Below are 16808 nucleotides of genomic sequence, written 5' to 3'. Positions count from 1 at the left end.
GGCGGCAGCCGGCTTTTGCGGGAACATGGCCTGGATCACATGTTGTCCAGGATCGCTTTTTTCACCGCATCCAAGCTGGCTTCCACCGTTACCGGCAGGTCGTCCTTGCATTGGGCGATGGCCGTGTCCGGGTCCTTGATGCCGTTGCCGGTCAAGGTGCAGACGATAGTGCTGCCCTCCGGGATATTACCGTTGCCAATGTCGAACAACGCGCCAGCCAGCGAAGTCGCCGATGCCGGCTCGCAAAAGATGCCTTCGTAAGCCGATAGCATCTTTTGCGCGGCGAGAATCTGTTCGTCGCTGAACGACGCAAACCAACCGCCGGATTGTTTTTGCGCGGTCCAGGCGCCGTCCCAGGATTGCGGGTTGCCGATCCGAATCGCGGTGGCGATGGTCTCCGGATGTTCGATCGGATGGCCGGCCAGAAACGGGGCGGCACCCGCCGCTTGATAACCGCACATCACCGGCCGTTTTTTGGTCACGGCTTTATGCGTGGCGCTATCGGTGGAATATTCTTTGTAGCCCTTCCAATACGCCGTGATATTGCCTGCGTTACCGACCGGCAAGCAATGAAAGTCCGGCGCGTCGCCCAAAGCGTCGACGATCTCGAACGCGGCGGTTTTCTGGCCTTCCAGCCGGTAGGGATTGATCGAGTTAACGATGGTCACCGGCGCGTAGTCGGCGATTTCCTTGACGATGGCCATGCCGGCATCGAAATTACCTTTGATCTGAATGATCTTGGCGCCGTACATCATGGTTTGCGCCAATTTGCCCAGTGCGATTTTGCCTTCCGGAATCAAGACGAAAGCGCGGATGCCGGCACGGACGGCATAGGCCGCCGCGGCTGCCGAGGTGTTGCCGGTCGAGGCGCAGATGATGGCTTGGCTGCCCTCTTCCACCGCTTTGGTCACCGCCATCGTCATGCCGCGGTCCTTGAACGAACCGGTCGGGTTCAGGCCTTCGAACTTGACGTAAATATCGACATCCTTGCCGATCAAGCGCGGGATGTTTTGCAATTGAATCAGCGGGGTGTCGCCTTCGCAAAGGCTAATAATTCGGGTATCGTCCGAGACCGGCAAACGGTCGCGGTAACGCTCGATCAGGCCGGTGTAACGTGTCGGTTGTGCCATGGTTTATCCTAAAGTTTCCAGACGGATTCGTGCCACCTTGCCGCTGACGGTCGCCAGCGCTTCGATGTCGGCGATAGCCGCGTTCATTTCTTTTTCCAGAGTCTGCTGGGTCAGCATGATGATAGGTACCGAAGTCTCGCCTGGCGGCGGCTCTTTTTGAATCAGCGCTTCGATGCTGATGTGGTGCGCCGCCAAAATTCGGCTGACATCGGCCAGCACGCCGGGCTTATCTTCGGCGGTCAAGCGCAAGTAATACGCGGTTTTGATCGCTTCGGCCGGCAGCACCGGAATGTCGGCAATCGCATTCGGTTGAAACGCCAGATGCGGCACCCGGTTTTCCGGATCGCTGGTCATCGCTCTGACCACATCGACCAGATCGGCAACGACCGCCGATGCGGTCGGTTCGGCGCCGGCACCGGCACCGTAATATAGGGTAGGTCCGACCGCGTCGCCGCAAACCAGCACTGCATTCATGACGCCGTCGACATTGGCGATCAAGCGGCGTTTCGGAATCAAGGTCGGATGTACGCGCAACTCGATACCTTCCTCGGTTTTGCGGGCGATGCCCAGATTCTTAATCCGGTAGCCCAAGGCTTCGGCGTATTCGACATCAAGGCGGGTGATCTTGGTAATGCCTTCGGTAAACACTTTGTCGAATTGCAGCGGGATGCCGAACGCGATTGACGCAAGAATCGTCAGTTTGTGGCCGGCATCGATGCCTTCCACGTCGAAAGTCGGATCAGCTTCGGCATAACCCAGCGCTTGCGCTTCTTTTAAGACATCGTCGAAGTCGCGGCCCTTGTCGCGCATTTCGGTCAGTATGTAATTGCCGGTGCCGTTGATGATGCCGGCCAGCCATTTAATCCGGTTACCGGCCAGACCTTCGCGGATGGCTTTGATGATCGGAATGCCGCCGGCTACCGCCGCTTCGAACAACACCATCACGCCTTTTTTGCTGGCTTCGGCGAATACCTCGTTGCCGTGCAAGGCGATCAAGGCTTTATTGGCGGTGACCACGTGTTTACCGTTGGCGATTGCGCTCAACACCAGTTGTTTCGCCAAGTCGTAGCCGCCGATCAGCTCGACGACGACGTCGATTTCCGGATCGTTGACGATTTCGAACGGGTCGGCGGTCAAGGCGATGCCTTGGGTGTCGCAGATGCGGGTGCGATTCAAATCGCGCGCCGAGGCCCGCGTCACCACTATTTCGCGGCCGGCGCGGCGGGCGATTTCTTCGGCATTGCGTTTTAACACGTTGACGGTACCGCCGCCGACGGTGCCCAGCCCCAATACTCCAACTCTAACCGGCTTCAAATCCGACTCCTTTTGTTTAGCCAAAACGGCGGGCGATTATACAACGTTGTCTTTTTTCAGCATATTACGCATGCTGCGCAAGGCCTGGCGGGTACGTTGTTCGTTTTCGATCAGGCTGAAGCGAATATGGTCGTCGCCGAATTGGCCGAAGCCGATGCCGGGCGATACCGCAACCTTGGCGTCGATAATCAATTTTTTGGCGAACTCGATCGAGCCCATTTCGCGGTAGGCTTCCGGGATTTTGGCCCAAACGAACATGGTCGCTTTCGGTTTTTCGACTGCCCAGCCCATCGCATTCAGGCCGTCGCACAGCACATCGCGGCGCGATTTGTACATGTCGCAGATTTCCTGCACGCAATCTTGCGGCCCTTCCAGCGCGGTGATCGCCGCCACCTGAATCGGCGTGAAGGCGCCGTAGTCCATGTAAGATTTGATCCGGGTCAATGCCGACACCAGCGTCGGATTGCCGCACATGAAACCGATCCGCCAACCCGGCATGTTGTAGCTTTTCGACAAGGTAAAGAACTCGACCGCAATGTCCTTTGCCCCAGGCACCTGCAGGATCGACGGAGCGACGTAACCGTCGAACACGATGTCGGCGTAGGCGATGTCGTGCACGATCCAGATATTGTGTTCTTTGCAGATTGCGACGACTTTTTCGAAAAAGTCCAGTTCGACGCACTGGCAGGTCGGGTTGCCCGGAAAATTCAGAATCAGCATTTTCGGCTTGGGCCAGCACTCGTCGATGCCTTTTTGCAGTTCGGCAAAGAAATCGACCCCTGGAGTCAGCGGCACGTGGCGAATGTCGGCACCGGCAATCACTACGCCGTAGGGATGAATCGGATAAGCCGGATTCGGCACCAGTACCACGTCGCCGGGACCCAGGGTTGCCAGCGCCAGATGCGACAAACCTTCTTTCGAGCCGATGGTGACGATGGCTTCGCTGTTATGGTCGAGATCGACGTCGAAACGTCTTTTGTACCAACCGCAAATCGCCTTGCGCAAGCGCGGGATCCCTTTCGACACCGAATAGCGGTGAGTATCGCCACGTTGCGCCACTTCCACCATCTTGTCCAGGATGTGCTTCGGCGTCGGTTGGTCGGGATTGCCCATGCCGAAGTCGATGATATCGTCGCCCGCGGCACGCGCTTTGGCTTTCAGTTCATTGACGATATTGAATACGTAAGGCGGCAGACGGCTGATGCGGTGAAATTCTTCCATTAACGGCTCTTGTTGGTCAGATTTTGCGAACGGCTTTTTCGAGAAAGCCGGCTAAGTTACTGTTGTTGCCAAGCGATGTCAATTCGCCGGGCCATATCCGGAAATCGGGTGTTATTGCGGCTGAGGTTTTGCCGTAAGCTCGGAACTTGCCGGCGCCGTTTCCTGGCGTTGCTGGTGCAGGTAGGAACCGCCGACCAGAAAACCCAGCACCAACAGGTAAACGACGGCTGCGATATTTTTCACTTTTCTGTGTTCGTCTCGATCGGGGCGATTCATTTTGGTATCGGTTGCGGGTAGCTGAAAGTGGCGTATTTTAGCCGCTGCCGCGCTGGAAGAGAATGCGCCGGGGGAATTGTTACGGGATCAACGCGCCTTAACGATCACTGCGGTGCGCAAACGACTCTTGCCGAAACAGCACATCCGGTCGAAATCCTCTCGCGCCACCGGAATGAACTGGCAATCCAGCTCGCTCTGCCGGCTCTCTTCCGGATCGGGGTCGTGCATGTACAGGCAGTCTTTATCGAAACCGCTCATGACCACCCAATGCGGCGCTTTCTTGCGGTCCATCGCGAAGGTGCTGATCAAAATCAACGGAATCGCGCCCGCTTCGAACGCCGCGGTCAAATCGTTCTGGGTTATATTGGCGTAAACCACGGCGACGCCCTGCTCGGCCGTCAGTTGTTTGAAGCGGTTGTCGACCAATTCGACCACCTGTTTCTTGTCCTCGCTGCGCACGCTGTCGATAAACAACGGGCCGCTTTGGTTGATCCAAACCTCGACGGCGAATTGCCGGCGTTTCGCCGCCAGCGCCAAGCCCAACGGATGGCAGCCGCCGTGGCCGGAAGTCATGAAAATCGTCGTCGCTTCGCGCCAGATTTCGATTTCCTCTTCCCGCGACGGCAAATACTGCTTGTTTAACGCGTGCAACGCCATCATCAACGAAGCCGGTCCGCAAGTAAACGGCGTGGTTTGCCGCAGCCAGTGCACCGGCCGTTGCTGCGGCTGGTCGTGGTAGCGGCGGATGCGTTTCTGGTAACGCAAGGCATCCTTATGGTCCTGGTAATAGTCGCGGTACAGGCCGAATTTTTTATAGCCCAAAGACTCGTATAGCCCGATTGCCGGCAAATTATCGACGCTGACTTCCAGCCGCAAATACAGGCGGCCGTCGGCTTCTGCCGCTTGCTCGCCGGCCTGCATCAATGCCTTGGCAATGCCGTTACCGCGCAACTGCGGCGCCACGGCCAACGAGTAAATCCGCGCCAACCGGGTGCCGGGATGGTAAATGATTAGGATGTAACCGGCCGGCCGGCCCTCGAATTCGGCCAACAATAGCGCCCTGTGCTCGCTGGCCAACCAGTGTTTGAAGCTGCGCCGGCTCAATTTATCGGTATTGAAACTGGCGTTTTCCAAAGCGACTAAAGCCGCCAGATCGGCGTGTTGCGCCGGCCGTAACTCGATATTCAAGCCGACACTCCCTGCAAAGCCTGGGCTATGACTTGGCGGATGCGGCACAACACCATTTCCCGCCAGTCGCTAGCCGCCGGGCAAAAATGCGCCAGCATCAGTTGGCTATGCGCTTGGCGCTCGGCGCTGTTCCCGCTCTCGGCCCAGACCAGGTGGTCGCGCAGCAGGGTTTCGAACAAACAGTCGGTACTGAAAGTGCCAAACTCCAACGTGACGTAGCAGCTTTGCGGCGTCATCGCCGCGTGCCACAGGTAATCCAGCAGACCCAGCTTCGGCACCGAACTCGAGGTGCCGGCCAGCGGCAATGTAACCGAATCGCCATACCAGTCCCGAGCGACGGCCGCACCGGGGCTGTCCGGATCGTGGTCGCAAATGATTTCACCGTAACCGTAAGGCCCCAGCCCGCTATGTAGATCGATCACCGCCAGCCGCCGGCGGTCCAAGCCGTAGCGCCGGATCAGTTCTTCGCAAACTAAGCGGCCATGAGCCGGGGCGCGGCCGCCGTAAAACGGACCCGCCGGATCCGCATATTGGCCGCCGCTAATGCCTTGCTCCAACGCCTGCCGGCCGTATTGCGCCGCGTAGTCGGCGAATGCCTGGCGGCGTTGCTCGGCGTCGCGCTGAAATATGGCCTCGCGCAGGCGGTTGTAATCGGCGTTTTCCGGCATCGGCCGGGAGAAGTCGACCGCATTCCGATTCAAATCCACGCCATCGCCGTCGCAACGCCGCAACCAGGCATAGCCCCACGGCGTCAACGCGTGCACCAACAAAATGGCGCTTGCTGGCGGGATCTCGACGCGGCCGGCCGATAAAGAAGCGAGCAAATCGATTTGGCCGGCGCTACCGACAAAACCTTCGATGCCATGAGTGGCGCCCAGTACGACCACGACGTTTGCTGCGTCGGTATCGCCCAGCCAGACGCTATCGGTTACTAGCGCTTCGCCGTCCGGCCCCAAACCGGGACAGGGAAAGGCTTGCAACTGCTTGCGGCAGTCGAGCGCCGCCACTTGTTGCAGCCAACGTTGTCTGGCTTCGGCATAACTGGCGGGAAATACGTTGACGTCGAGTTCGGCGTAGCGGTTGGACATGGAACTGAATGGCCTGCTGAAATGTGTACGAACCGAATATTACTCCTTGTTTAAAAACCTGTCTGGTTTCAAAATTCAGCCTCCCCCAACCCACCGAGTTTGAGCAACATGGCAAGTACGCTGCTGGTCGTCGACAACCTTTCCGACTGGAACCCCTACTACCCCAGCGAGCAAGTCGTCAGTTTCGAGGCCTATCTGGCCATGGAGCAGACCGATCCCGACCAGCGGGTGCGGGTTATCAACCTGTGCAGCAGCTACAGCTATCTGTCCGACGGTTACTACTGTTCGCTGCTGGCCGAAGCGCGCAGCCACCACGTGATACCTTCGGTGAAAATCATCAACGACCTGGGCAAGAATGCGCTGTACCGGTTGCAGTTGGAAGACTTGAACCAGCCGCTGGCCCGTGCCTTCAAGCACCAGCACAAGGACGGCGAATACCGGCTGTACAGTTATTTCGGCACGACGCCGGAACCGGCCTTCCAGGAACTGGCCCGCTTGCTGTTCGAACGCTTCGCCTGTCCGATCCTGGAAATCACCCTGCGCTTGGAGCAGCAATGGCAAATCACCGACCTGAAAGCGGTTTCGCCCGGCCATTTGGACGACGCGATGCAAACCCTGTTCGCCGAGGCGCTGGACCGTTTCAGCAAAAAAGTCTGGCGTAAAAGCCGGACGCGCAAGAATGCCCGTTTCGATCTGGCGATCTTGATCAATCCGGCGGAAGCTCTGCCGCCCAGCAACCGCGGCGCGTTGAAGAAATTCATTTCCGTCGGCCGGCAAATGGGCGTCGACGTGGAATTGATCACGCAAAACCATTACGGCCGCCTACCCGAATTCGACGGCTTGTTCATTCGCGAAACCACGGCGATCGACCACCATACCTACCGTTTCGCGAAAAAAGCCGAAGCCGAGGGATTGGTGGTGATCGACGATCCGACCTCGATTCTGCGCTGCGCCAACAAGGTCTATTTGGCCGATCTGTTCCGCACCCATAAAGTGCCATCGCCGAAAACCTGGATACTGCACAAAGGCAATACCGAACACCTGGACAAGCTGGAAGCCATCGCCGGTTTTCCGGTCGTCGTCAAAGTCCCGGACGGCTCGTTTTCGCGCGGCATCGTCAAAGTCAATAACCGGGCGGAACTGGAAACCAAGGTCGGCGAGCTGTTCGAACAATCGGCCTTATTGCTGGCCCAGGAATTTCTCTATACCGATTTCGATTGGCGCATCGGTATTTTCAACCACAAAGCCTTGTACGCCTGCCGCTATTTCATGGTGAAAAACCATTGGCAGATTTACCGACACGGCGCCAACCGCACCGACAGCGGCAACTTCGCCACGCTACCGACCTTCGAAGTGCCGAAGCCGGTGCTGGACGCGGCCTTGAAAGCCACCCAGCCGATCGGCAACGGCCTGTACGGCGTCGACGTCAAGGAAATCAACGGCAAGGGCTATGTGATCGAAGTCAACGACAATCCCAGCATCGACAGCGGCGTCGAGGACAAATACTTGGGGGAGGAACTTTACCGCGCCATCGTCGGCGAGTTGCTGCGGCGCATGGAGAACCGCAGTAAAGGCCTGGATTGACCACTAACCGCACTTGACTATGGAAAAGACAGCGATTTTTTTGGATGTACTTTGCGTCGGCCACGCCAGCTACGACCTGGTATTCAGCGTGCCGCACCATCCCGCGGCCGACGAAAAAACCGTGGCCGACGCTTTGCTCGGCTGCGGCGGCGGCCCGGCGGCAAATGCTGCCGTCGCCGTGGCGAAGCTGGGTTACCGGGCCGGCTTCTGCGGTTATTTGGGTAACGACGTTTACGGCGACAGCCACTTACGCGAATTGCAATCCTATGCGGTAAATACCGATTGGATCGTCCGCGGCAATGCGCCGACCCCGCTATCGGCGGTATTGGTCAAACCCGACGGCAAGCGCGCGTTGATCAACTACAAAGGCGATACCGCTGCATTGCCGGCAGCAAGCCTGGACTTCGCCGATATCCGGCCGAAAGTAATTTTGTGCGACGGCCACGAGCCGCACCTCTCGCTAAAGCTGCTGGCGCAGACCACCGCCAGCGAAGTACCGTCGGTGCTGGACGCGGGTTCGTTACACGCCGGCAGCCAAGCCTTGATGGGCAAGGTGGATTATTTGGTCTGTTCGGAAAAATTCGCGGTTCAGCATTCGGGAAATGTTGGCGAAGCGTTAACGGCGTTGGCGGAAATCGCGCCTTGCGTGGTAATCACGCTGGGAGAACGCGGCTTGGTTTGGCGAATGGGTGACGAACAAGGCGAATTGGCGGCACCGCCGGTCGCGGCCATCGACACCACCGGCGCCGGAGACGCGTTTCACGGCGCCTTTGCCGCCGGCTTGGCCGCGGGTTTGGCCTGGCCCGAACTATTGCGTTACGCCAGTGCGGCGGGCGCGTTATGCTGTACGCGGATGGGCGCCCGACCCGGCTTGGCCAGCCGCGACGAACAGCTCGCGCTGCTGCGACGCTGGCGTCCGGCAGCCATGGCTTAGCGGGAACGCTTGTCCCGCTCCAGATCCAGGTATTTGTGGCGCAAATCGACGTAATTGCCGCCTATCCATTGCCAGAACGTGGCCGCCGCTTCCGGGTCGGTACTGAGCAATTTGACCGCAATCGCGCCGTTGGCGCTGATATCGATGATTTGAGCGTCGATATCGATCGAATTCCGGTTTTTGACGACGCGCTTGTCGGTTTCCACCCGAAACGTCACCGGCTCGCCGACCTTGAACACGATATCGCGTTTCAAACCGCCCAGAAATTGCAGTCGGTACTCCGGCACCGATTGGAACGGCAACACGAATTCGGCATGCCAGCGGAACGGCGGGCAATGGATAGGTCCGCTGTTTTTCGGAAAATGTACGGTGTAACCGTCGTCGACTTTGGCCTTGATTTCGCCTCTGGTGTAGATGTCGCGGCAATTGGTCAGCACCGCATCGCCGGGCTCCAAATTGTATTTGGCGGCAAACGCGGCTCCGCACAGCAAACCGGTAGCGATGGCCAACCCGTATCGGTAAAGTGTCGATCTTTTCATGGCGAGCTCCTGATTGTCGTTATTATTGGTTTACTGCGGCGAATCGAGTCTGGCTAACGCGGCGGCAGTGGCGTCGCTGGTAACGGCCCCAACAAACTGCGCGCCAAAGGATCGGTTTCGTCGATATCCACCGTCACCATATGCCCGGTATTGGTGCCGATATAGCCCTGCATCGCGGCAGCCATGTAGGGAAATACCAAGCGCAAATCGTTGCTGGCGCCGCTGCTCTGCACGCTGGTCTTCCATACCTGTTTACGTTGCTGCTGCGCCAAATACGGCCCGGTTTCGCAGGCTTCCAAGGTCAGGTAGCGGCGAAAAGTGGTGTAGGTGTCGATGCGTTGGGCATAACCGGCGCCGGCGAAGCCCGGATAAAATCCCCGGTAATAAAACGAGCGCCGGTACGGGTAGTAGTAACCCCAATCGTTCCAGACCGGTACGTCGTAGGCGTATTGGTGAACTTCCGGTTGGCCGACGCCGTAGCCGAGAAATACCACCAGATCGCTGTCCTGAGGCGTCGCCGCTTTGTTAAAACCGCGGTTGGCCAGGACCTTCTCGACATAACCTTTGAATTCGATAAATTGCAAATCCTGCTCGTTACCGCCCGGATTGCCGGGCAAGACCACGAAACGGTTGCCGACGGTTGCGCCGGAAGCGGCCAGTGCATCGATTTCGGTGCGAAACTGCAACGGCGAGTTAACGCTGCAAGCGCTTAACATCGCCATCATTACAGCAAATACCAAAACCCATCGCGTCGAATTAAGCCTCTCCATGCTCGCCTCCTGTCGGCTCTGCCAAATCGTGTTCCTGCATCAAAGTTTGCGCCCGCTGCCGCATACGAAGTTCGGCTAAGACTTCTTGCTCGTGCAATAGCGCCCGGTGCGCCAACTGGTCGCTCAGTTGCCGGCTCTCGGCGATACGTTGCCGGGCCTGGCGCTTTTCCTGGCTGATCAGCTCCGCTTCGAAGCGCATTTCCTGCAATTCGGTATCGTGCTGCAGTTGTTCGGCATGCAGCCGTTTTTCGATTGCCAGTTGCTGAGCCAATTGCTCGAATCTGTCCTCCGCCAACCGCCGCTGCTTTTCGGCTTCGAGCGCCTGCATCTGTTGTTCCAGATCGATCATACGCCGCAAATGTTCCAACTGCTGGCGCTTTTCGTGAATTTCCTCTTCTTCGATCAAACGCTGCTGCCGGGAAAGTTCCAGATTTTTGGTCTGGTTCAATTCGAAGGTTTTTTTCAGCACGTTGACGTAAACGGCATCGCGGCCCAACTGGACATCGGGAAACTCGGCGAAACCGGCGCTGAGGGTACAGACTGCTAAACACTGTATTTGCTGTTGCGACAGCAGCTCGTTGATTCGTTGCGCTATGCGTTTTTCAGCGTCGGCCAGACCGGTATTGAGCCAGGCGCCGTCGGCCAAGCCCTGCAATTCCCGATTGACGGCATCGTCGACCAAAGCGGCGTAGACGCTACGGATATGGGCGTTGATATCCGGCAACAATTCGGCGTTTTTCAGTACGTAATCGAATGTCGCCTGAAACCGCAAATCCAGCGCCAAGTCCAGCGTGCAGAAATCTTCGAACAATTTTATTTGCCGACGGAAAGGCCATGACTCGACCGGCAGCGGATACAGGGTATGGTAAAAGCGCCTAGTGAATTGCTTGGGCCGCAAATACAATTTTTGGTAGGGCCCCAACTTAACATGCACCACCTGGCGGTCGGCATCGAAGCCGGCCAACCAGTAACCGTCATCGGCGCCTACGTCATCCTGTAAATCGTTGCCGGTCAACCAGGCATCCAGTTCGGACAGCGGCTTATTCATGGCCGGCCGGCGCGGCAAGCGCCTTTTGTTTCAAAGCCGCGATTTTGTCCGACATTTTTTCAGCGACCAACGGATACAGATTGGGCGCGAATTCGACGCTACGGTGGTCCACCTTGCGCAAAAAACCCCGGCTCAGCAATAGGCCGACCACGAACATGCGCGACCAATCCGAATAGCGCCGGGCCTTTTCCAGATCGGATTTCTCGATGACCATTTCCAGTTCGTCATTCTGATTAATACGAAATTCGGTAAACTGGCGCAGGCATTCGAACACCAATTCTTCCTCCTGCATCGTCAAAGGTCCAGGAGCGGTGAACTCCAGCCGGTAGGACAGCAGCACAGTAAAAAAATCCACCATTGCCGCACAGGCGAAGGCAAACCAGGAAAATCCGCGCCACATCGCAAACGACGGTTTCACATCCTCGACGAATTGCTTGTAGGTCATCAACAACGGCGCATCGGGCAAGCCGACCCCAACGCTGCTGGCCAATTGGTTAACGTCCAACTGGATATCCTGGTAGTGCTTCAAAAATTGGGCGTAAGTGGCTTCGTCGCGGCTGGCATCCAACTGGTTCAAATGCAATTGCAGTTGGCGGATGTGTTCGTCCAACTCGCGGAAAGCTTGTTCCTGCTGTTGAACCGCCTGCTTTTTTTCCTGGTAAATCTGGTTGTAATGCCGCCAGAACGGGCCTTCTCCGACCTGGTTTTTGTAACCGGGTCCGATTTGGTTATGGGTGCCGAAATAGGCTTGGCTGGCGTCCAGCGAAGCTTTGTCCAAATCCTGTTTTTGTTGCAGCGCAATTTGGCTCTTGATCTGCAATACCGCATCCAGATAATCCTTGGTTTGCTGGCGCAACTGGTTCAGCCGGTCGATGTGCAGCGTTTCGCGCTCGGAGATCTCGTAAAACTTGAAATAGGAAAAAGTGATCGAAGCAGCGATCGCCACCGCCAACGACGCCACCACCGAAAAGTAACGGACCCGGTTGGCTTTCCAGTGGATGCCGGCCATCTCCAACGAGCAAATCACGATGATGGATTGGATCGCGACGGTGATGACCAGTGCGATCCATGGCGTGATGAAATGCGACAGGCCGTAATAAGTGGTAAAACCGGACGAGACGCTCAGCATCAGTACGATGGGTATCGTCCAGATGCGCAACATGCTGACGAATAGGGTCTGAATCCGATTCAGAAAATAGCCGGGGCCGCCGGGCGGGTGTTTGCTGCTGGTGTCGTTCATAATTATTGTTCTAATGCCCAGCGAGGAACGAAAGGAGGATTTAACTCATGCTGAGATAACGTTCGCCGGTGTCGTGGACGATGGTGACAACGGTTTTTCCGGGGCCCAGTTGCGCAGCCACCCTGACGGCAGCGCAAACGCTGGCGCCGGACGAAATGCCGGCCATGATGCCTTCCTCCTCGATCAAGCGCTTGCGCATCGCAAAGGCCTGCTCGGTACTGACCAGTTCGATGCCGTCCAACAAATCCACTTCCAAATTCTTCGGCACGAAACCGGCGCCGATTCCCTGAATCTTATGCGGCGAATGGTTGCCGCCGGAGATGACCGGCGATTCGGCCGGTTCCACGGCAATCGCCTTGAACTGCGGATTGCGGTTTTTAATCACGTCGGCCACGCCGGAAATGGTTCCGCCGGTACCGACGCCGCAGACGAAAGCATCGACTTGACCGTCGGTGGAGGACCAGATTTCCTGTGCCGTGGTTTGCCGGTGCACCTCGGGATTGGCCGGATTTTCGAACTGGTGCGGCATGTACGAACCGGGATGGTCGGCAACGATTTCCCGCGCCCTGACTATCGCCCCCTTCATCCCCTCCGCGCCCGGCGTCAACACGATTTCGGCGCCGTAAAGCGCTAGTAGCTGGCGCCGCTCGACCGACATGGTCTCCGGCATCGTCAAAATACAACGGTAGCCGCGCGCGGCGGCCACCATCGCCAAGGCAATACCGGTGTTGCCCGAGGTAGGTTCGACGATAATGCCGCCGCCGCGCAATTGCCCGCTTTTTTCCGCCGCCTGCACCATCGCCAGTCCGATTCGATCCTTGACCGACCCGCCAGGGTTTCTTGACTCCAATTTGACCAATACCGTCGCCGAGTTTTCCAGTACAACTCTGTGCAATTTAACCAGCGGCGTGTTGCCGATCAATTGGGTTACATTACTGGCGGCAGGCATTGAGTCACCTCAATTATTTTTCGATTTTGAAAGCCAAAAACACCGGGCTGCCGTTACGTTGTACCAAAAGCGCAATAGATTTATCAACCGGTAATTTGGCCACGATGCTGTTGAATTCCGCTGCATCGCGCACCACGGTATTTTGAATCCGCAAAATAACGTCTCCGGGCTGAATGCCGGCATCCAAAGCAATGCCTTTACCGACTTTTTGTACCAGTACCCCGTTCTTCTCGACTTGCAACTGTTGGCGCTGTTCCGCGGTCAGATCGGCCACCGCCAGTCCCAAGCGGTTGACTGCGGTTTCCGGGGTCGCCGATGGGCCTGCAGACGCCACGCCCTGCTGGGCCGGCAACAAGCCGATTTTTACCGTAATGTCTTGTTTGTCGCCCTGGCGAATAATTTTGACTTTGGCTTTCTCGTCGACCGGCGTCATACCTACTCTCGGCGGCAATTCGCCGGAAGTTTCGATGATTTGGCCGTTGAACTCCACGATGATGTCGCCGATCTGTATTCCAGCTTTCTCGGCCGGACCGCCGGGAATCACTTTTGACACCAAGGCCCCGTGCGGACGGTCCATGCCGAACGACTCCGCCAGTTGCCGGGTAACGTCCTGAATTTGTACGCCCAACCAGCCGCGCGATACCTTACCCTTGGATTTGATTTGCTCGACAACGTTCATCGCCACGTCTATCGGTATCGCAAACGACAATCCCATGTAACCGCCTGAGCGGCTGTAAATCTGCGAATTGATGCCGACCACCTTACCCTGCATGTTGAACAGCGGGCCGCCGGAGTTGCCGGGGTTGATCGCCACGTCGGTTTGAATAAACGGCACATAGTTGCCGTCCGGCAGGCTGCGGCCCTTGGCGCTGACGATACCGGCGGTAACCGACTGGTCGAAACCGAAGGGCGTACCGATCGCCAATACCCATTCGCCGACCTGCAATTGGTCCGGCGCACCGATTTCCACCACCGGCAGATCTTTGGCTTCCACTTTTAATAACGCCACGTCGGTACTCTCGTCCGAACCGATCAATTTGGCGATCAATTCGCGGCGGTCCTTCAGCTTGACCACAATCTCCGAGGCATTATTCACGACGTGATGGTTGGTCAGAATATAGCCGTCACGGGAGATGACGAACCCGGAACCCAACGAATTGGTTTCCCGCGGCGTATAGCCGCGGCCCGGGCCCTGGAAAAAATGGCGGAAGAATTCCTCCATTTCCGGCGGCATGTCTTGCGGCATTTGCTGCGGATCGGCCCCGGCTTGGGCATCGGGCGCTTTTTGGGTGGTGCTGATATTGACCACGGCATCGCCGTTGGTTTTCACCATTTCCGTGAAATCGGGCAATTGGGCGTAACCGGGGTTAACCGACAACAACATTATAAGAATTCCATAAAACAGCTTATTAAGCATGTAATCTCCAAACGTACGAATTGAAATGTAAAAAGACGGTTAATGGCGCAGTGCGATACCGTCGGCAATCAATTCGACGGTTTTCGCCGGCACTTCGCCGAGCACGGTGATCTGCGTGTTGTCTATCACTTTGCTGAAAGAATTTACCGATCCCAGGCTATGCAGACCTTCGATGCCTTCGGACTCTTTGGACTCCAAATACACTGAAACGGTCGAAAAGCCGTCGCTCATTAACAGATGGTCTACGGCTTTTTGCGATTGCTGGATCGAATTTCGGATAAAAAACACCGGCTCGAAGCCTTCCGGCCGGTGATTCAGAATGAAAGTGGCTTGGTCCAAAGGCTCGGCTTGAGCGCTATGTATGTGTTTGGTGTGGAACTTATCGCTTGCGTCGTTGCCGGCCGGCGCTTCGGCAACGGTTTGCGTGTTTAGCTCGGTAAACATCACTTGTTCGAGAGCATGCCCATCCAGGGCATAAATTTCGACTTTCAGCGGCAGAAAATTTTGTGTGTTTATCCAGATTTTTCTGGGGTAGCGCAGGCCATCCTTCGGTTGGGCGGCGACGATTTGCGCCGGTAGCATCGCCACCGATTCCTGGCCGGCCAGTTCCAAACTGTAAGATTTTTCCAAGGACGCCGGACTACTCGGCATGTTGATGATAAACGAACTGTCGAGCGGATGATGGTTTACCACCTTTTCGCTGGTTTCCTTGAATATGCACGTCACTTCGTTGGATTTTCGCGTCACTTCCCGCATCGGCGAGTTCAACGAGGATAAGCGCTCCTGCTCGACGCCGTGGTCGACGCTATGCCGGTATTTCATGGTTTCTATCTGGCCGTTTTTCATGAAAATCACGGTCCCCTGGTAATTCAGGGTCTTCATCGCCAGATTCATTTTGTCCAACCATTGCACCGCGGTAAGACTTTCGGCCCCAGCGGTCGCGCTGATAAAGCCGATAATAAATGCCAGTAATACTCTCACGTCCCTATTCCTGTGGATAGCCGACCACCCGCGCATAAGGTTGCGCCGCCTGCACCGTATTAACGTAAAGCGTATTGTCGTGAGCTTGCAGATAATCCTTGAAACGGGCGTGCATGTCGTCGGCCGATGTTCCGCTGTGGGCCACGACGCCAACCGAGTTAAAAGGATTGCTTTGCCTTGGTTCGACTTTACTGGCCAGCCAGACCACCGCAAGCACGATAGATGCCGCAACCGCGAGCCCGGCTTTCTGCCAATTGACCGGATTGGTTTTCGGCCGCGGCATGAAATAAATCGGCTCTTGACGGAGTTGCTGGTGGATTTTATCGGCAAAATCGCGATTCACCGCCGAGTATTCGTTACTCTTCAATATTTGGCTGGCGATTTGGTAGCGCCGCAACTTCTCCTGCAGCGCATCGTCTTCACGAATCGCTGCCAATAGCTCCAGAGATTGCGCGGCATCCAGTTCGTCGTCTATGAATTGGGATAGTTTTTGGTTAATTTGTTCTTGCATCGATACACCTTTAGTCGAGCAACGGGTTTAATTTTTGGTCAATGGCTTCGCGCGCTCTGAAAATCCGCGAACGCACTGTGCCTATCGGGCAGTCCATAGCCTCCGCTATTTCTTCGTAGCTCATCCCTTCGAATTCTCGGAGCGTGATTGCAATCCGCATTTCTTCCGGTAAATTTTCGATTGCGGATTTAATCACCGCAACGATTTGCTCGTTCATCAGCTGATGCTCGGGCGTTTCTATATCTTTAAGCTGCGGAGCGTTTTCCACTTGCTCCGCATCTTGAACGTCGATCTCGTAGTCAAAATGGCGGCGGGAACGCGACAAAAGATAATTTTTCGCGGTGTTTATCGCGATCCGGTACAGCCAAGTGTAGAACGCGCTTTCACCGCGAAAATCTCCCAAAGCCCGATATGCCTTGATGAAGGTATCCTGGGCCACGTCCTGCGCTTCACTTGGGTCTTTGACATAACGATTCACCAAGTGGACGATCTTGTGCTGGTACTTTAAAACCAGAAGATCGAAGGCCGCTTTGTCGCCCTGCTGCACTCTGTGCACAAGGCTTTGATCGACATCTTCGGTGGTGCTTATTTGTTCGTTCACTGCTCTATTTTTCTGCT

Annotated in this window: 17 protein-coding genes; 2 read left to right on the top strand and 15 right to left on the bottom strand. The window is 56.5% G+C overall.

Features of this window, described 5'->3' with window-relative positions; genetic code table 11:
* Positions 1-35 precede the first annotated feature (35 nt).
* From thrC to VXJ35_RS10700, 6 genes are all read right to left on the bottom strand, one after another.
* Complete coding sequence (thrC, locus tag VXJ35_RS10725) at positions 36-1130, bottom strand: threonine synthase (RefSeq protein WP_064021545.1); 1095 nt, start codon at positions 1128-1130, stop codon at positions 36-38.
* Positions 1131-1133: 3 nt separating this feature from the next.
* Positions 1134-2444 (bottom strand): homoserine dehydrogenase, encoded by a 1311-nt coding sequence (locus VXJ35_RS10720; RefSeq protein WP_064023469.1) that lies wholly within the window; start codon positions 2442-2444, stop codon positions 1134-1136.
* A 36-nt stretch (positions 2445-2480) separates the two neighbouring features.
* The gene (gene alaC / locus VXJ35_RS10715; protein WP_064021544.1) at positions 2481-3665 is read right to left on the bottom strand and encodes an alanine transaminase; all 1185 of its coding nucleotides are present in this window, start codon (positions 3663-3665) and stop codon (positions 2481-2483) included.
* A gap of 111 nt (positions 3666-3776) precedes the next feature.
* On the bottom strand, positions 3777-3941 hold the full coding sequence (locus tag VXJ35_RS10710) for a hypothetical protein (protein WP_197496044.1): 165 nt from the start codon (positions 3939-3941) through the stop codon (positions 3777-3779).
* 87 nt (positions 3942-4028) lie between these two features.
* Positions 4029-5129, bottom strand: coding sequence for a GNAT family N-acetyltransferase/peptidase C39 family protein (locus tag VXJ35_RS10705; RefSeq protein WP_064021543.1), 1101 nt, complete (start codon positions 5127-5129; stop codon positions 4029-4031).
* Entirely contained in the window at positions 5126-6217 is a 1092-nt protein-coding gene (locus VXJ35_RS10700; protein ID WP_064021542.1) for a DUF2817 domain-containing protein, read from the bottom strand. Before VXJ35_RS10700 ends, VXJ35_RS10705 begins: the two co-directional genes overlap by 4 nt.
* A 108-nt stretch (positions 6218-6325) precedes the next feature.
* Here VXJ35_RS10700 and VXJ35_RS10695 point away from each other — a divergent pair, with 108 nt between their 5' ends.
* Positions 6326-7801, top strand: a complete 1476-nt coding sequence (locus VXJ35_RS10695) for a RimK family protein (protein WP_064021541.1) — start codon at positions 6326-6328, stop codon at positions 7799-7801.
* Positions 7802-7820: 19 nt separating this feature from the next.
* Positions 7821-8735 (top strand): carbohydrate kinase family protein, encoded by a 915-nt coding sequence (locus tag VXJ35_RS10690; RefSeq protein ID WP_064021540.1) that lies wholly within the window; start codon positions 7821-7823, stop codon positions 8733-8735.
* Here VXJ35_RS10690 and VXJ35_RS10685 read toward each other — a convergent pair.
* The 9 genes from VXJ35_RS10685 to rpoE are packed head-to-tail and all read right to left on the bottom strand — an operon-like array spanning position 8732 to position 16791.
* Entirely contained in the window at positions 8732-9274 is a 543-nt protein-coding gene (locus tag VXJ35_RS10685) for a hypothetical protein (protein ID WP_064021539.1), read from the bottom strand. The two genes, VXJ35_RS10690 and VXJ35_RS10685, sit on opposite strands and share 4 nt — an antisense overlap.
* A 53-nt stretch (positions 9275-9327) precedes the next feature.
* A complete protein-coding gene (locus VXJ35_RS10680; RefSeq protein ID WP_231914891.1) occupies positions 9328-9999 on the bottom strand; it encodes a hypothetical protein in 672 nt (223 codons plus the stop codon).
* A gap of 31 nt (positions 10000-10030) precedes the next feature.
* Positions 10031-11092 carry a hypothetical protein gene (locus tag VXJ35_RS10675; protein ID WP_064021537.1) on the bottom strand — a complete coding sequence of 354 codons (1062 nt, stop codon included), beginning with the start codon at positions 11090-11092 and terminating at the stop codon, positions 10031-10033.
* Positions 11085-12332, bottom strand: a complete 1248-nt coding sequence (locus VXJ35_RS10670) for a hypothetical protein (protein WP_064021536.1) — start codon at positions 12330-12332, stop codon at positions 11085-11087. Before VXJ35_RS10670 ends, VXJ35_RS10675 begins: the two co-directional genes overlap by 8 nt.
* A 40-nt stretch (positions 12333-12372) precedes the next feature.
* On the bottom strand, positions 12373-13281 hold the full coding sequence (gene cysK, locus VXJ35_RS10665) for a cysteine synthase A (RefSeq protein ID WP_064021535.1): 909 nt from the start codon (positions 13279-13281) through the stop codon (positions 12373-12375).
* Between the two features lie 13 nt (positions 13282-13294).
* On the bottom strand, positions 13295-14698 hold the full coding sequence (locus VXJ35_RS10660; protein WP_064021534.1) for a DegQ family serine endoprotease: 1404 nt from the start codon (positions 14696-14698) through the stop codon (positions 13295-13297).
* A 39-nt stretch (positions 14699-14737) separates the two neighbouring features.
* Positions 14738-15679, bottom strand: coding sequence for a MucB/RseB C-terminal domain-containing protein (locus tag VXJ35_RS10655; protein ID WP_064021533.1), 942 nt, complete (start codon positions 15677-15679; stop codon positions 14738-14740).
* Between the two features lie 4 nt (positions 15680-15683).
* Positions 15684-16190: a sigma-E factor negative regulatory protein gene (locus tag VXJ35_RS10650; protein WP_064021532.1), complete on the bottom strand. Its 507-nt coding sequence runs from the start codon at positions 16188-16190 to the stop codon at positions 15684-15686.
* Between the two features lie 10 nt (positions 16191-16200).
* Positions 16201-16791: an RNA polymerase sigma factor RpoE gene (gene rpoE / locus VXJ35_RS10645; RefSeq protein WP_064021531.1), complete on the bottom strand. Its 591-nt coding sequence runs from the start codon at positions 16789-16791 to the stop codon at positions 16201-16203.
* Between the last annotated feature and the right edge of the window lie 17 nt (positions 16792-16808).

Source organism: Methylomonas sp. DH-1, from assembly GCF_046097555.1.
Lineage (GTDB): Bacteria > Pseudomonadota > Gammaproteobacteria > Methylococcales > Methylomonadaceae > Methylomonas > Methylomonas koyamae.
The sequence above is the reverse complement of the archived record's forward strand: the minus strand, read 5'-3'. Positions and strand labels throughout refer to the sequence as shown.

Coding starts and splice junctions, on each gene's coding strand:
- VXJ35_RS10675 (WP_064021537.1), bottom strand. CDS start 11,092: ATGAATAAGCCGCTGTCCGAACTGGATGCCTGGTTGACCGGCAACGAT.
- VXJ35_RS10710 (WP_197496044.1), bottom strand. CDS start 3,941: ATGAATCGCCCCGATCGAGACGAACACAGAAAAGTGAAAAATATCGCA.
- VXJ35_RS10660 (WP_064021534.1), bottom strand. CDS start 14,698: ATGCTTAATAAGCTGTTTTATGGAATTCTTATAATGTTGTTGTCGGTT.
- VXJ35_RS10670 (WP_064021536.1), bottom strand. CDS start 12,332: ATGAACGACACCAGCAGCAAACACCCGCCCGGCGGCCCCGGCTATTTT.
- thrC (WP_064021545.1), bottom strand. CDS start 1,130: ATGGCACAACCGACACGTTACACCGGCCTGATCGAGCGTTACCGCGAC.
- cysK (WP_064021535.1), bottom strand. CDS start 13,281: ATGCCTGCCGCCAGTAATGTAACCCAATTGATCGGCAACACGCCGCTG.
- alaC (WP_064021544.1), bottom strand. CDS start 3,665: ATGGAAGAATTTCACCGCATCAGCCGTCTGCCGCCTTACGTATTCAAT.
- VXJ35_RS10680 (WP_231914891.1), bottom strand. CDS start 9,999: ATGATGGCGATGTTAAGCGCTTGCAGCGTTAACTCGCCGTTGCAGTTT.
- VXJ35_RS10685 (WP_064021539.1), bottom strand. CDS start 9,274: ATGAAAAGATCGACACTTTACCGATACGGGTTGGCCATCGCTACCGGT.
- VXJ35_RS10695 (WP_064021541.1), top strand. CDS start 6,326: ATGGCAAGTACGCTGCTGGTCGTCGACAACCTTTCCGACTGGAACCCC.
- VXJ35_RS10650 (WP_064021532.1), bottom strand. CDS start 16,190: ATGCAAGAACAAATTAACCAAAAACTATCCCAATTCATAGACGACGAA.
- VXJ35_RS10690 (WP_064021540.1), top strand. CDS start 7,821: ATGGAAAAGACAGCGATTTTTTTGGATGTACTTTGCGTCGGCCACGCC.
- VXJ35_RS10700 (WP_064021542.1), bottom strand. CDS start 6,217: ATGTCCAACCGCTACGCCGAACTCGACGTCAACGTATTTCCCGCCAGT.